General features: G+C 41.8%; 10 protein-coding genes, 1 tRNA gene and 1 pseudogene. 5 read left to right on the forward strand and 7 right to left on the reverse strand.

The features are described from left to right. Positions 1-72: 72 nt before the first annotated feature. Both OCV57_RS11915 and bglS read left to right on the forward strand, forming a co-directional pair. Positions 73-834, forward strand: a complete 762-nt coding sequence (locus OCV57_RS11915; RefSeq protein ID WP_117878607.1) for a helix-turn-helix domain-containing protein — start codon at positions 73-75, stop codon at positions 832-834. A 114-nt stretch (positions 835-948) separates the two neighbouring features. Further along, positions 949-1,716, forward strand: a complete 768-nt coding sequence (gene bglS, locus OCV57_RS11920) for a beta-glucanase (protein ID WP_081856063.1) — start codon at positions 949-951, stop codon at positions 1,714-1,716. Positions 1,717-1,943: 227 nt separating this feature from the next. On the opposite strand, the gene OCV57_RS11925 is transcribed toward bglS, so the two are convergent. Next, positions 1,944-2,165 carry a hypothetical protein gene (locus OCV57_RS11925; RefSeq protein ID WP_117956564.1) on the reverse strand — a complete coding sequence of 74 codons (222 nt, stop codon included), beginning with the start codon at positions 2,163-2,165 and terminating at the stop codon, positions 1,944-1,946. A 273-nt stretch (positions 2,166-2,438) separates the two neighbouring features. Here OCV57_RS11925 and OCV57_RS11930 point away from each other — a divergent pair, with 273 nt between their 5' ends. Next, positions 2,439-2,753 carry a hypothetical protein gene (locus tag OCV57_RS11930; protein WP_117956561.1) on the forward strand — a complete coding sequence of 105 codons (315 nt, stop codon included), beginning with the start codon at positions 2,439-2,441 and terminating at the stop codon, positions 2,751-2,753. A gap of 113 nt (positions 2,754-2,866) precedes the next feature. Here the strand turns inward: OCV57_RS11930 and OCV57_RS11935 are convergent. Further along, positions 2,867-3,196, reverse strand: a pseudogene (locus OCV57_RS11935) (transposase); the annotation flags it as partial. On the opposite strand from OCV57_RS11935, the gene cas13d reads away from it, so the two are divergent. Further along, complete coding sequence (gene cas13d, locus OCV57_RS11940; RefSeq protein WP_267301726.1) at positions 3,159-5,606, forward strand: type VI-D CRISPR-associated RNA-guided ribonuclease Cas13d; 2,448 nt, start codon at positions 3,159-3,161, stop codon at positions 5,604-5,606. The pseudogene OCV57_RS11935 and the gene cas13d sit on opposite strands and share 38 nt — an antisense overlap. A gap of 51 nt (positions 5,607-5,657) precedes the next feature. Here the strand turns inward: cas13d and OCV57_RS11945 are convergent, their stop codons facing one another. Both OCV57_RS11945 and OCV57_RS11950 read right to left on the reverse strand, forming a co-directional pair. Continuing rightward, complete coding sequence (locus OCV57_RS11945; protein ID WP_041337481.1) at positions 5,658-6,005, reverse strand: hypothetical protein; 348 nt, start codon at positions 6,003-6,005, stop codon at positions 5,658-5,660. Between the two features lie 766 nt (positions 6,006-6,771). Continuing rightward, positions 6,772-6,848: transfer RNA gene (locus tag OCV57_RS11950), tRNA-Pro, on the reverse strand. A gap of 226 nt (positions 6,849-7,074) precedes the next feature. Between OCV57_RS11950 and OCV57_RS11955 the strand changes: the two genes are divergently transcribed. Further along, positions 7,075-10,560, forward strand: a complete 3,486-nt coding sequence (locus tag OCV57_RS11955; protein ID WP_267301727.1) for a hypothetical protein — start codon at positions 7,075-7,077, stop codon at positions 10,558-10,560. Between the two features lie 593 nt (positions 10,561-11,153). Here the strand turns inward: OCV57_RS11955 and OCV57_RS11960 are convergent. From OCV57_RS11960 to OCV57_RS11970, 3 genes are all read right to left on the reverse strand, one after another. Then, complete coding sequence (locus tag OCV57_RS11960; RefSeq protein WP_022286582.1) at positions 11,154-12,251, reverse strand: glycerol dehydrogenase; 1,098 nt, start codon at positions 12,249-12,251, stop codon at positions 11,154-11,156. A gap of 210 nt (positions 12,252-12,461) precedes the next feature. Further along, entirely contained in the window at positions 12,462-13,784 is a 1,323-nt protein-coding gene (locus OCV57_RS11965) for a sensor histidine kinase (protein ID WP_267301728.1), read from the reverse strand. After that, on the reverse strand, positions 13,784-14,497 hold the full coding sequence (locus OCV57_RS11970; protein ID WP_022286578.1) for a LytR/AlgR family response regulator transcription factor: 714 nt from the start codon (positions 14,495-14,497) through the stop codon (positions 13,784-13,786). The genes OCV57_RS11965 and OCV57_RS11970 overlap by 1 nt, the downstream gene beginning before the upstream one ends. Between the last annotated feature and the right edge of the window lie 159 nt (positions 14,498-14,656).

Below are 14,656 nucleotides of genomic sequence, written 5' to 3' on the forward strand. Positions count from 1 at the left end.
TTCTATAAATATGAGGCTTTACTTGTGTCTGTAAATATGATATAATAAGCTAAAAAGCAGGGGGTGAAAGCTATGGAAATAAACAGAGAATTGTCTAAGCGGCAGTTTATGCAAAAGGAAAATGACTATCATCATTCACCATATGAAACGGAACTGGAATTTTATTCTGCGGTGCGAGCAGGCGACCTTGAAACAGTCAAACGTTTGTATACGCCGCTGGATACAAACGGAAAGGGCAGACTCAGCAAAGACGACCTTAGAAACGTCAAGTATCATCTTGTCATAACCATAGCTATGCTGTGCAGGTTTTGCATCGAGGGTGGACTTGACCCGGAAACTGCATATACCATAAGCGATATATACATTAATAAATGTGATGAGTGCCGCAATGAAGAAAGCGTTATGGCTGTACACAAAGAGGTCATCGTTTATTATACAAAGCAAATGAAAAAGGCGGCGTCACAGAACGTTTACTCGAAGCATATCCTTATGTGCTTTGACTGCATTTTCGATAATATTTACAAGGGCGTGACCGTCAATCAGATAGCTGATGAACTGAACATAACTCCTCAGTATCTTTCAAAGCTTTTCAGAGAGGAAGTTGGCGTAAAGATCTCTGATTTCATTATGTCAAAAAGGATACAAGCGGCTGAAAATATGCTGAGATATTCTGAATATAGTCCGCTTGATATAGCCAATTATCTTGCTTTCAGCTCGCACAGCCATTTTATTGCCTGCTTTAAGAAACAGACAGGACTTACGCCGAAACAGTATAGAGATCAGTTTTTCCGTGCAAACTGGAACAAGCATAGCACAAGCAGATCGAAAATATAAGTTGATATTAATATTATAATATTTGCATTACTTTTATGATATAAATATCACATCTGTTGAATTATAATACTTATAGAAGATAAAATTTTGATATTTATTCGGAGGTAATGAAAAATGAAAAAAGTTTTGGCTATGTCGATTCTCACAATGATAGTTATGTCTATGGGTGGCTGCGGTGCTTCATCTGACAGCAGTTCTTCGCAAGATGTCAGCAGCAAGGCGGAAACGGAAAGCAATTCCCCATACACGGTTGAGGCAGATTTCAGCAAGGGTGCGTCAAATGATTTTTCCATTTCAGCAGGCTGGTCAAATGGTGATCCGTTCAACTGTTCGTGGAGCGAAGATAACGTAACTTTCAATGACGGAAAAATGCAGCTTACCATTGACAGTATGGGCGATTCCGAAGCGTACAGAGGCGGCGAGTATCGTTCAAAGGAAAACTATGGCTATGGACTTTATGAGGTATCGATGAAAGCCATAAAGAATGACGGCGTTGTATCATCGTTCTTTACATACACAGGCCCGTCGGAGGATAATCCTTGGGACGAAATAGATGTTGAAGTCCTTGGCAAGGACACAACAAAGGTGCAGTTCAATTACTACACCAATGGTGTTGGCAAGCACGAATACATGTATGATCTTGGATTTGACGCTTCTGAGGATTTTCACACTTACGCATTTGAGTGGAAAGAGGACAGCATAACTTGGTATGTTGACGGAAAGGAAGCATACAAGGCTACTGAAAATTTGCCTGTTACGCCTGGTAAAATAATGATGAATGCGTGGAACGGCATTGGCGTTGACAGCTGGCTGAAAGCCTTTGACGGCACAGTTCCGCTGACGGCTGAATATGAGTGGGCAAGGTTTACGGCAGAAAAGTAAAGTGATCCGCATATTACGCTTGCGTTTATGTCTTGATTTTTTTAGTTAATGATATTGATATTTGAACCGACCCCATTTGCTAGGTCAAAAAGTCTAGCGAATGGGGTCGGTTTATTTTGCAAAGATAAACTTCATATATTCACTCTTCTCAGAGCCTGACTATTTATGATATCATGAGTATATTTCTGTATAGGGGTGTTTTTTTGCTATAATTTTCATTTATATTCTCACATCTCAACTTCTCGGTTATACGCCTCTGCCCCCTCGACATACAGCGTTCTCATTTCTTCAAACGAGTCGCTTGGGGATAGGATAACGCCGTCTTTGCCGAACTTATTGAAATAGTATTTGACTTGGATAGGCGGGGAGATGAACTCGTTGACAGCGTTGGGCTTGGGCTTTTCATTGCCTTTCAGTATGGGGCGCTGATAGAGTATTTTGCCGAACATTTCAACGCCTTTTTCTACTTAGATGCGTACAGCTTGGCATATCAATTCGTGACCTTGACTTGCTCACGATTGGTATGGTCAATGATATGTATGCAGAGAGCAGCAATGATGATTGGAATTATAATAAAGTCGCTACGCAGTCGGATTTTGATAAGTTCTAATTGTAAAAAAAGTGTAAACTCTTAAAAAAAGACTTGAAAAGATAGCTTAAAGTGATATAATATTCTCAGGAGGTTGAACAGACCCCTGAATATAATATTGGAGGTACTTATTATGAGAGTACAATTTTCGGTTGACTCTAACGAATTGTCAAAACTTCAGCACTTAGCCTCTGCGAATGGCTATCCTGATGTTCCGACCTATTGCAAAGATATTTCCTTAGAAGAAAGGACTTATGCGAATCTTTGGGATAAGGTAAAAAAAGGAATTGGCAAGATGCCATCAGGTCACGTATTTGCTCTAAGGGACTTAATACAATCCCCACCAGCAAATTTGGGAGTAAAATTATATGAAAATCAGGCTACCTTAGGTATAGCTGTAAATGCTAAGAAAGACAGCTTGAACACTAACACATTCACTAAATTATAATCTTACTCAACAATAAAATTTATTAGGAGTGATTGAACTGATCCCAAAAAGTTAGACAAAGATTCAAAAGAAAAATTATGCAATGCGACTAAGAGGAATCTTGGTCGCTTTTGTTATGCAGCTTCCTGTCTGAAATCTATAGGAGATAGACCATTAAGCTTGATGCGTTTGTTGTTGTACCATTCTATGTATTCATGAAGCTCTTGAATAAAATGCTCGATGGAATGAAATTCCTGCAAATAGAGAAGCTCTGTTTTCAGCAAGCCGAAGAAATTCTCGGCACAGGCATTGTCAAGACAATTCCCCTTTCGGGACATACTCTGCCTGATGCCTTTCTCTTTGAGCATTTTCTGATAGTGCTTGTGTTGATACTGCCAGCCTTGGTCTGAATGAAGAATCAGATTTGTGTTGTCCGGTATTTTTGTAAATGCTTTTTCCAGCAAGCATGGCTTTGAGAGCGGTGTGGAGATAAACACTTCAAACCCTACTCACAGAAGCGGTGAAAGCTCGTCTGTAAGAGGGGATATGCTGGGGCTTAAATCGGAGCTTGAAAAGCGCTTTTTCGGCAAGACTTTTGATGATAATATACATATCCAGCTTATTTACAACATTCTGGATATCGAAAAGATACTTGCAGTGTATGTGACGAATATCGTTTATGCACTGAACAATATGCTTGGTGTAAAGGGTTCTGAAAGTTATGATGATTTTATGGGGTATCTTTCTGCCCAAAATACTTATTATATTTTTACTCACCCTGACAAAAGTAATCTTTCCGATAAGGTAAAGGGTAATATCAAGAAAAGCCTTAGCAAGTTTAATGACCTGCTGAAAACTAAGCGTCTTGGCTATTTTGGTCTTGAAGAGCCTAAGACGAAAGATAAAAGAGTTTCGGAGGCATACAAAAAGCGTGTTTATCATATGCTTGCAATTGTGGGGCAGATAAGGCAGAGTGTTTTCCATGATAAGTCAAATGAGCTTGATGAGTACCTTTACAGCTTTATTGACATTATTGATTCCGAATACAGAGACACTCTTGACTATCTTGTAGATGAGAGATTTGATTCTATAAATAAGGGCTTTGTCCAGGGCAACAAGGTCAATATCAGCTTGCTTATTGATATGATGAAAGGCTATGAGGCTGATGATATCATACGCCTTTATTATGATTTCATTGTGCTTAAATCTCAGAAAAATCTCGGTTTTTCTATCAAAAAGCTTCGTGAGAAAATGCTGGACGAATACGGCTTCAGATTTAAGGACAAGCAATATGACTCTGTGCGCTCAAAGATGTACAAGCTTATGGATTTTCTGCTTTTCTGCAACTATTACAGAAATGACGTTGTCGCAGGCGAAGCTCTTGTGCGCAAACTGCGTTTTTCAATGACCGATGATGAAAAAGAGGGGATATATGCTGATGAAGCGGAAAAGCTTTGGGGCAAATTCAGGAATGATTTTGAAAATATCGCCGACCACATGAACGGTGACGTTATCAAGGAGCTTGGCAAGGCTGACATGGATTTTGATGAGAAAATTCTTGACAGCGAAAAGAAGAATGCGTCTGACCTTTTGTATTTCTCCAAAATGATATATATGCTCACATATTTTCTTGACGGCAAGGAGATAAACGATCTTCTTACAACGCTTATCAGCAAGTTTGATAACATCAAGGAGTTTTTGAAGATAATGAAAAGCTCTGCTGTTGATGTTGAGTGTGAGCTTACGGCGGGCTACAAGCTGTTCAATGACAGCCAGAGGATAACCAACGAGCTTTTTATCGTAAAGAACATTGCTTCCATGAGAAAGCCTGCGGCTTCGGCGAAGCTTACGATGTTCCGTGACGCACTGACTATACTCGGTATAGACGACAAGATCACGGACGATAGGATAAGCGAGATTTTAAAACTTAAAGAAAAAGGCAAGGGCATACATGGTCTGAGAAATTTTATAACAAACAATGTTATCGAGTCCTCTCGGTTTGTATACCTTATCAAGTATGCGAACGCTCAGAAGATAAGAGAAGTGGCTAAGAATGAGAAAGTTGTCATGTTTGTTCTTGGGGGTATCCCTGACACGCAGATAGAGCGTTATTACAAGAGTTGTGTGGAATTTCCTGACATGAACAGTTCTTTGGAAGCAAAGTGCAGTGAGCTTGCGAGAATGATAAAGAACATCAGCTTTGATGATTTCAAAAATGTGAAACAGCAGGCAAAGGGCAGAGAAAACGTGGCTAAGGAGAGGGCAAAGGCTGTTATCGGGCTTTATCTTACGGTCATGTATCTGCTGGTGAAAAATCTTGTGAATGTCAATGCAAGGTATGTTATTGCGATACACTGCCTTGAACGTGATTTTGGGCTGTATAAGGAGATAATTCCTGAGTTGGCTTCAAAGAACTTGAAAAATGACTACAGGATACTTTCACAGACGCTTTGTGAACTTTGTGATGATCGTGATGAGTCGCCGAATTTGTTCTTGAAAAAGAACAAGCGGCTGCGCAAGTGCGTTGAAGTTGATATCAATAATGCAGACAGCAGCATGACAAGAAAATACCGCAACTGTATTGCTCATCTTACTGTAGTTCGTGAACTGAAAGAATACATAGGAGATATTCGTACAGTGGATTCTTACTTCTCCATTTATCATTATGTTATGCAGCGCTGTATCACGAAAAGGGAAGATGACACAAAGCAAGAAGAGAAAATAAAGTATGAGGACGATCTTTTAAAAAATCACGGCTATACGAAAGACTTTGTAAAGGCTCTCAACTCGCCGTTTGGATACAACATTCCGAGGTTTAAAAATCTTTCAATTGAGCAGTTGTTTGACAGAAATGAATATCTTACTGAAAAGTAGCGTGGTGTAGATACCGCCGCTCTCTTGGGGGACAGGAGGCGGCGGTGATATTCATTCTTGTAAAAGACGTGGTGGATATTCTGTTTGATTTGTTTTTTGGAAAGAAGAAGTTGGACAAGTGAAAATAAGAGCGCTGTATGCAATGTGGTGCGGATATCTACAAACGCTTAGCAGCATAAAGCTGATGAAGCTCCTTAAAAAGCTGAATATTTTTCGATTTTCTACCTCACCAGCGTCATTAGGGGAATAGTCCCAATCGTCTGTAGAAGCGATAACAACAGTATCGTTCTTAAAGTCAACTATAGCGCCAACACCATATGTAGTGATAAGCTGAGTTTTTCTTATATCTCCAACGGAGATCTTTTTGTTTGAATATGTTGATATGCCATTCTTCTGCATAATCTCTTATTCTAGGCTCGATACTTTCGACACGTTTAAGCATGGTTCGTTTTATCTGCTCTATATCTTTATCATCAGCAGTTTTTCGACGATGGCAGCAAAAATCCTGCTCTCACACAGAAGATCATGGACAGCGTATCGAGGCTTTCTGAGAAGGATCAGAAGCTTGTGTTGGAGATTTCGGAGAGGTTGGGGAAAGATTGAATCGATAAAGTGCCTTAATGCTAGTCATAAGGCACTTTTGCTATGTGGAACATACAAAAAAATAGTTACGCTTTTCGGTTTCTCAAAGCATAACCCTACTTTTTTAGGTAATACAAAAACTCCCCCTGCGGCGTTAAGTTCTGATAATAAAAAAAGCCATGACGGACAATGCCCGTCACGGCGAGTGACTGGTCGAGGTGACGGGACGTTGAACAATGGGTTCAAGCCTGCGTTTCGACTAAAATAAAAAGGCTACGCTTTTCGGTTCCTCAAAGCATAACCCTGCTTGTTTAGGTAATACAAAAACTTTCCCTGCGGTGTTAAGTTCTGATAATAAAAAAAGCCATGACGGACGATGCCCGTCACGGCGAGTGACTGGTCGAGGTGACGGGACGTTGAACAATGGGTTCAAGCCTGCGTTTCGACTAAAATAAAAAGGCTACGCTTTTCGGTTCCTCAAAGCATAACCCTGCTTGTTTAGGTAATACAAAAACTCCCCCTGCGGCGTTAAGTTCTGATAATAAAAAAGCCATGACGGACAATGCCCGTCACGGCGAGTGACTGGTCGAGGTGACGGGACTTGAACCCACGGCCTCTGCGTCCCGAACGCAGCGCTCTACCAAACTGAGCCACACCTCGAAATACCACTGTAATATTATATCACACCCATCAAACCTTGTCAAGGCGTTTTTTCTGTTTTGTATCCTCTTTGTTCTTTTTTTACTGCGTTGACCTTTGGTGTATGACGAATTTATTGAAATCATTCTCATTGTAACTTATTTTCATTGACATATGCCTTGCGTTGTGATATTATATATATAAAGGTGTTCTTGTTTAAAAGTTTTTGTATGAGGTGATGAAATTGATGAATGTGAAGAAAAGAATGTTGAGCATTGTCCTGTCTGGCGCAATGGCTGTTTCTACTGCTGTGTCTGCTAGATCGTTCAGTGCCTTTGCCGTGGCGCAATGTGTTGCGTATTCAGGCTCTAATGTGAATGATCAGGACTATGTGCAATGGTCTGACACAGTGAAATCTTACCTGACAGTGTGTGACAACGGCAATTATATGCGTGTCCAGTCAGGCGCTATCGAGGGCAAGCTCCTTGTGGAATATTACAGCTCTGATTTTGAACCGCTCAGCACTAAGCTTATCGACAATGAACTGCCGATTTTTGGAGCTTTCTATGACTCCGGCAATAATTATTATGTCCTTAGCGGTCAGGAAAATCCGAAACAAAACGACTCCCTCGAGGTTTTCCGTATAACGAAGTATGATAAGAATTGGAACAAAATAAAGTCCTGCGGTCTGTATGGAGCTAACACTACAGTTCCATTCGATGCAGGCTCGGCAAGAATGACCCATAGCGGTGACCACCTGCTTGTGAGAACCTGCCACGAAATGTATAAATCAAGCGACGGCAATAATCATCAGGCTAATGTTACCATTGAAGTGGATATGCCTTCAATGACTATCACTGATTCATATACCGGCGTCATGAACGTTGATTATGGCTATGTGAGCCACTCCTTCAATCAGTTTATAAAAACCGACGGCAACCATATAGTCGCCCTCGACCATGGTGACGCTCATCCACGTTCTGCCGTTCTGGTGAAGTATAATTCTGATTTTACTACAGGCAAATTTTTCCCAAGCTATTTTGAACAGGTCAGCAATATCGACGTTGTAACATACCCTGAATATACCGCCGGTCACTATAACTATACAGGTGCGGCTATAGGCGGCTTTGATGTGTCATCATCAAGCTATATCGTGGCACAGAGTACAGTTGACCTTGATTATATCAATACGTCAGAAACACGAAACGTCTACGTTTCCGCTGTTTCAAAGGATCTTTCCACAAACAAGCTCAATAAGATAACTTCTTATGCAGAGGGTACAGCTTCAGCTTCTGTTCCACAGCTTGTGAAGATAAATAATAACAGCTTTTTGCTATTGTGGGCCAGAGATACAAAGGTAAGCTGTGTGAAGCTAAACGCTGACGGCACAGTAAACGGCAGTATACACACCTTTGAGGGAAGCCTTTCAGACTGCCAGCCTGTTATCAAAAATGGCAGAGCAGTTTGGTATGTTTACGATAAAAATAACGTGACCTTCAACTCCCTGAACCTTTCAAATCTTGACGATATAAAGACGGTTGACGTCAAAACAGGTCATGACTACGAAACAAAGTACGCATCAAAAACTGACGGCACTGTAACACAGACCTGCAAGTCTTGCGGTTATGTGAATAAGTTCACAGTTCCGACCTCTACCACTGTTTATTGGCGCACAGACCTTTCGAATACGTCCTTTTCAAGCGTATTGAGCAAAACTCAGTTCAGTGTGGGCGACAGCATTGATTTCTGGCTTTATGACGATACAGACTACACAGTTGAATTTTCCGATCGCAGCATGGTAAGTGTAAATAAGCTTGAAAACTATGCTAATGATATCAGACGTATCACATTCAAAAACGGCGGTTCACTCACTGTAAAAATTTATCCTACATACAATCCGTCTGTAGCAAAGACATACAAATTCACCTGCGGATGCACGAGCCATACATATGGCAGTGCTGTTATCACAAAACAGCCGACCTGCACATCAGAGGGTACAAAAACCAAAACTTGTACGCAGTGCGGAGCAACAGTAACAGAAACAATTGCAAAGCTTTCTCACAGCTACACAACCACAGTTGTTGCACCTACTTGCACTACTAACGGCTACACACTCCACAAGTGTTCTGTTTGCGGTACTTCATACAAGGACAGCACAACAAAAGCAACAGGTCACAGCTACGGAAATTCTGTTGTAACAAAACAGCCGACCTGCACAGCAGAAGGTACAAAAACAAAGACTTGCACAAAGTGCAATGCGACAGTTACAGAAACTATACCAAAGACTTCACACAAATATGTCGACACAGTTATTGCACCTACTTGCACTACTGACGGCTATACTCTCCACAAGTGTTCTGTTTGCGGTACTTCATACAAGGACAGCACAACAAAAGCAACAGGTCACAGCTACGGAAATTCTGTTGTAACAAAACAACCGACTTGCACATCAGTGGGTACTGCTATAAAGACTTGCACAAAGTGCAATGCGACAGTTACAGAAACTATACCAAAGACTTCACACAAATATACTGACACAGTTGTTGCACCTACTTGCACTGCTGACGGCTACACTCTCCACAAGTGTTCTGTTTGCGGTACTTCATACAAGGATAGCATAACTAAGGCAACAGGTCACAGCTACGGAAATTCTGTTGTAACAAAACAGCCGACCTGCACATCAGAGGGTACTGCTATAAAGACTTGCACAAAGTGCAATGCGACAGTTACAGAGAAGCTTCCTGCAAAGGGTCACACCGCAGTTACCGACAAGGGCTACCCTGCTACTTGCACCACAGCAGGCAAAACAGACGGCTCACATTGCTCAGTTTGCAATACTGTTATCAAGGCTCAGACAGTGATAAATGCCACAGGTCACAAGTCAAGCGGTTGGATAGTCGACAAGGCGGCTTCTATCGGAGTTAAAGGCTCAAAGCACAAGGAATGTACAGTCTGCAAGAAAGTTCTTGAAACGGCTGAGATCCCTGCACTTGCAAAGACTAGCATCTCAAAGGCAAGCGTGACACTTTCCACTTCGACCTACGCTTATGATGGCAAGGCAAAAACTCCGTCCGTTAATGTAAAGGTCAATGGAAAGACTTTGAAAAAGGATACTGATTACACTGTTTCCTACAGCAACAACACCAAGGTAGGAACAGCAAAGGTCACTATCACAGGCAAGGGCAATTACACAGGCTCAGTTTCTAAGACCTACAGTATCAAAAATAACTTCAAGAAAGCCACAGTTTCGGGCATTTCCACAAAGGCTTTCACTGGCAAGAACATCACTCATAGCATTACTGTTAAATACAATGGCAAAACACTGAAAAATGGTACTGACTACACAGTTTCATACTCAAACAACAAGAGCATAGGCACTGCCACTGTAAAAATCGCAGGAAAAGGCTCTTACACAGGCACTATCACAAAGACGTTCAAGATAAATCCTGCCAAGCAGGAGATACAGAAGCTCACGGCAAAGTCAAAGGCATTCTTTGTGGATTGGGCGCAGAAAGGCTCTGCTACTGGATATGAAATTCAGTACGCTACCAACTCAAAGTTCACAAGTGCAAAGAAAGTTACCATAACAAATAAAAAGACCGATACCAAGACGGTTTCTAAGCTTTCGGGCAAAAAGAAATACTATGTTCGTGTTCGTTCGTACACAACTGTAAAGGGTACGAAATACTACGGCGCTTGGTCGGCTTCAAAGAGTGTGACTACTAAGAAATAATTTTATATGAGAACAGCGTATCGCAGGGGGGTGCGGTACGCTGTTTTATTTTTACTTTGATATTGCAGTTCGGGGCTTCAAAAATTATTCTTTTCCTAGTCTTTCAGAAACTTCAAGCACCAATCGCTGGTCTTTTTCCGAAAGCTTCGATACGCTGTCCACGATCTTCTGTGTGAGAGCAGGATTTTTGATGTCGTCATCACGCTTATATTAGTATTATTTCTTGATATATACCGCTAGAAAGGGTTATAATGTAAAAGTAAACTAATTTTAAACGGACATACCTTTGTCTGGCAATTATGCTATACTGAAAGCAAGATAAAACGATGTAATATTAGGATTTTGGACACCCACAAAATGCAGCTCATGGAAAATACTCATATGACACACAAAGAAAGTAACTTTAGATATGGAGGACACCAAAATGTAAACTCATTCGACCCTGCACCTAATTCCGCCTTACTGTGGATTTAATACAGCAAAAAGAGGAAGAGAAACCCATTGATCGGGTTTCTCTGTTTTTTTCGCACAAAAAACCACCCACAGCCAAATCAGCCGTGGGTGGCAATATCATTTTAAATATACACTATTCTTTATTTTCCCAGCGCTATCTTGCCCATTGCGTCTGCCTGCATGATAGCGTCATAAAGCTCGATAGGCTGTACGTCACCTGCAAGATTGTGGATAGTTTCGCCTGGGATACAAGCGTTCTTTGCGATAGTTTCTACCTGCTCAGGTGTAGTTACACCGATCTCCTCGAGTGTGACAGGAAGTCCCACTTCAAGGCAGAAGTTCTGTACCTCTTCAAACTCTTCCTTTGGCGCACCCTCAAGTACAAGCTGAACCAGTGTACCAAGGGCTACACAACAGCCGTGGTCTGCGTGCTTGATTCCCAATGATGTTACGCCATTGTAGAACGAGTGTGCAGCCGCACAGTTTACGTTGTCTGCTCCAACACCTGAAAGATATACGTTAGCCTCGCAGATAGCTTCAAGGGCAGGTGTAACTGCGTGTACCTTGCAAGCCTCAACTGCCTGCTTGCCGTATGTTTTCAGCGTGTCATAGCAAAGTCTTGCAAGTGCCTGTCCTGCTCTTGTGATGCCTGTGCCTTCAAGGCTTGCGGACTCTGTTCTTATGGAAGCTCTGCCCTCAAAATATGTACCAAGTGCATCGCCCATGCCTGCAATAAGGAACTTTACAGGTGCGTTTGCGATAACTGTTGTGTCTACCATTACTGCGTCTGGATTGGTAGGATAGAAAAGATATTTGTCAAAGCTGTGATCATCATTGTATATTACTGACAAACCTGTACATGGCGCATCTGTTGCCGCAACTGTAGGCACGATAACAATGTGCTTGCCTGTGTAGTATGCTGTAGCTTTTGCAGTATCAACTGCGCTTCCGCCGCCAACTGCAACTACTGTGTCGATGTTGTCAGCCTTTACTATCTCTTCCATTTTGGCTATCTCGCCCTTGCTTGATATACCACCAAATACTTCATAGCGTCTGTAATCGTCAAGTTCGCCAAAGCTTTTCTCTATCTTGTCATGACAGGCTTTGTAGCCACTGTTTGAACATACAAACAGCCACCTTTTGCCCATATAGCCCATTTCTTCATGAAACTTAAGTGTAGCATCTCTGCCCTGAACATATTTGAGCGGCTCACGCATTGCTCTGAGTCTTCCCATCATAATGAATTACCTCCGATTTGTTTGATTTATTAACTTTATACGGAATTCTCTCCGTATTTTCAATTAGATTATAGCATTTTGCACAAAAGATACAAGAAACATTTTATAAATGATATGTGAATTATTTGTTGTGGCAACATTTGAAAATGTAAAGCTTGGAGGACGATAAAACAGAAAAAGCGGAGGCTCTTTGCGAGCTTTCCGCCTTTTTCATATGTTCAGCATTACGGAAGCGTAAAACATTCCGTCACCGTATTCAAATTTAGCTACACCATTGTATTTAGCGGCAATGTTCTTGACAGACTCTGTGCCGATCCCTTTGCCTTTGCGTTTTGAGGAAAGGAAACCGCCTTCTGGGTCGGTGAGGATAGTTCCGGTGAAGGTGTTGTCCACCGCCAAGCAAAGGGAATAGCTGTCAGCCTTTGCTCTGATTATTATTTTTTTATTCTTTGCACTGTCAGACACGCAGCCGTGAATGGCGTTTTCGATAAGATTTCCGAAAAGCACAGAGAGGTCGGTTATGTCTATTTTTATATCATCTGGGATGTCAGCGCTCACCTTGTATTCAATGCCGCTGCTTTCCGCTATTTGAGCAAAATATGCAAGAAGTGCGCTTACAGATGTGTTTTTGCAGTAAATGCGTTCTGATATATCGGGCATAGAATCCCTGAAAGAATTGAGATATTCCGAAAGCTTATCGTATTCGCCCTTTTTCAGAAGCTCCTGCATAAGAGCGATATGATGTCTGACATCATGCTTATAGCGTCTTGTTTCTTTTATCTTATCCTGCAAATAGTCATATTGCAGGTTCTGCATTTCAAGCAGGTGGTTATTTTCCTGAAGCCGCAGATTTTTCTGCTGTTCGCTGACCAGCCGTGCCACGATGTAATACACCAGAAACGCCCCTGCGTTTATAAAGAACAGAGCTATGGTGTTCTTTGGCTCCAGAGCAAGCTCTAAGCTGCTTTTCGTAGAGTTGCCGTAGAGCGTATAGTACCATATTATATAGAACGTAAATGGGATAAGCCAAAGATAGCGCCACTCCAGACCTGACGGCTCTCTTTCCACCGCAGGTGTGTAGACCTTTTTCATGTAGATAAAAAGCGGCCCCCATACCACGGCTTCTGTCATAAGCATACAAAGGGAAAACGACCAGCGGTATGATTCATAGGCAAGTGACGGGAACAGAATGCCCTCCAGACACTTTGAGGTAATGACGATAAAGCTTGCGTTATTTGAAAGCAGAAGCAGTGTGAAGCCTGTTTTGCCGACCTTGACCTTCACAGCAAAAAAGTAAAAAGCCGCATAGAGCAGGGTGCTGACTGCACTTAGCAGACCTGCATTTGTGCTGAAAAATGCCGCCTGCCAGCCTAAAAATATCTGCACCAGTGAAAGAGCCACAACAAGTCCCACAGTAGCTGTTTTGGAAAAGCGAAGCCTATGCCGGAATGGATAAAGGGCAAGCACCATAAGTGGCAGAAAATTCAGAAGGGAATATATGCCCACTTCCACAAGGCGGTATAAAGGAGGCATTACTGCTCACCACCTTTTCGCAGATCACTGAAGCGAAACTGAGCGAAGGCGTCTAGTGTTTCTCTGGATTTTCGGCGGCTTATGGGGATATGTGTGCCGTCGCTCATTATGAAAAGGTCGCTTTTTTGCTGGGCTATCTCATAGAAATTCACGATGACGCCTTTGGTGGAGGTGTAAAAGTATGAATGACTGCAAAAAATGCTCTCGATCTCAGCGAAAGAATTTCTTGAAACTATGCTTTCGCCGTCTGTGCAATGGATTGTCACGATATGTGACGCACAGTCTATGTAGATAACATTTCTGAGTATCACGTTCTGACCGTCGGGAAGCTTAACTGAACGCATACGATCAATTTCATCAGAACCGATCCGGTCAAGCATGGCTTTTACTTTGTCAGCCTGAAAGGGCTTGCAAAGATAGTAGCAGGCGTTGAGGTCGTAGCTTTCGCTTGCAAACTCGTTGCTTGAAGTGCCGAATGCGATATGCACGTTTTTGTCTGTTTCACGAAGCTTTTCTGCGACCTCTATCCCTGTCATTTTCCCCATGAATATATCAAGCACCACCAGATCATAAGCTCCCATCTGCCAACATGACAAAAAGCTTTCTCCGCTTGAAAACGTATCTATCTGACAGCTGTGAGCGGTTTGTTCGGAAATATATTCATGAAGAAGTGCAAGGTCGTTTTTATTATCGTCTACCAATGCCACTCTCATATTGTAAAAATCCTTTCTTATACATGATTTCTTAATATATAATAACACACATCAAAGCAAAATTCAAGCATTATTCATTTATTTTGTTACCGCTTGTGCAGATTTTTGACCGTTTGTGCCAAATCTATTGACAAAGTGTGTAGGCCGTGTTAAAATAAT

Origin of the sequence: Hominimerdicola aceti, assembly GCF_025567495.1 — a bacterium.
Classification (GTDB): Bacteria; Bacillota; Clostridia; order Oscillospirales; family Ruminococcaceae; genus Hominimerdicola; species Hominimerdicola aceti.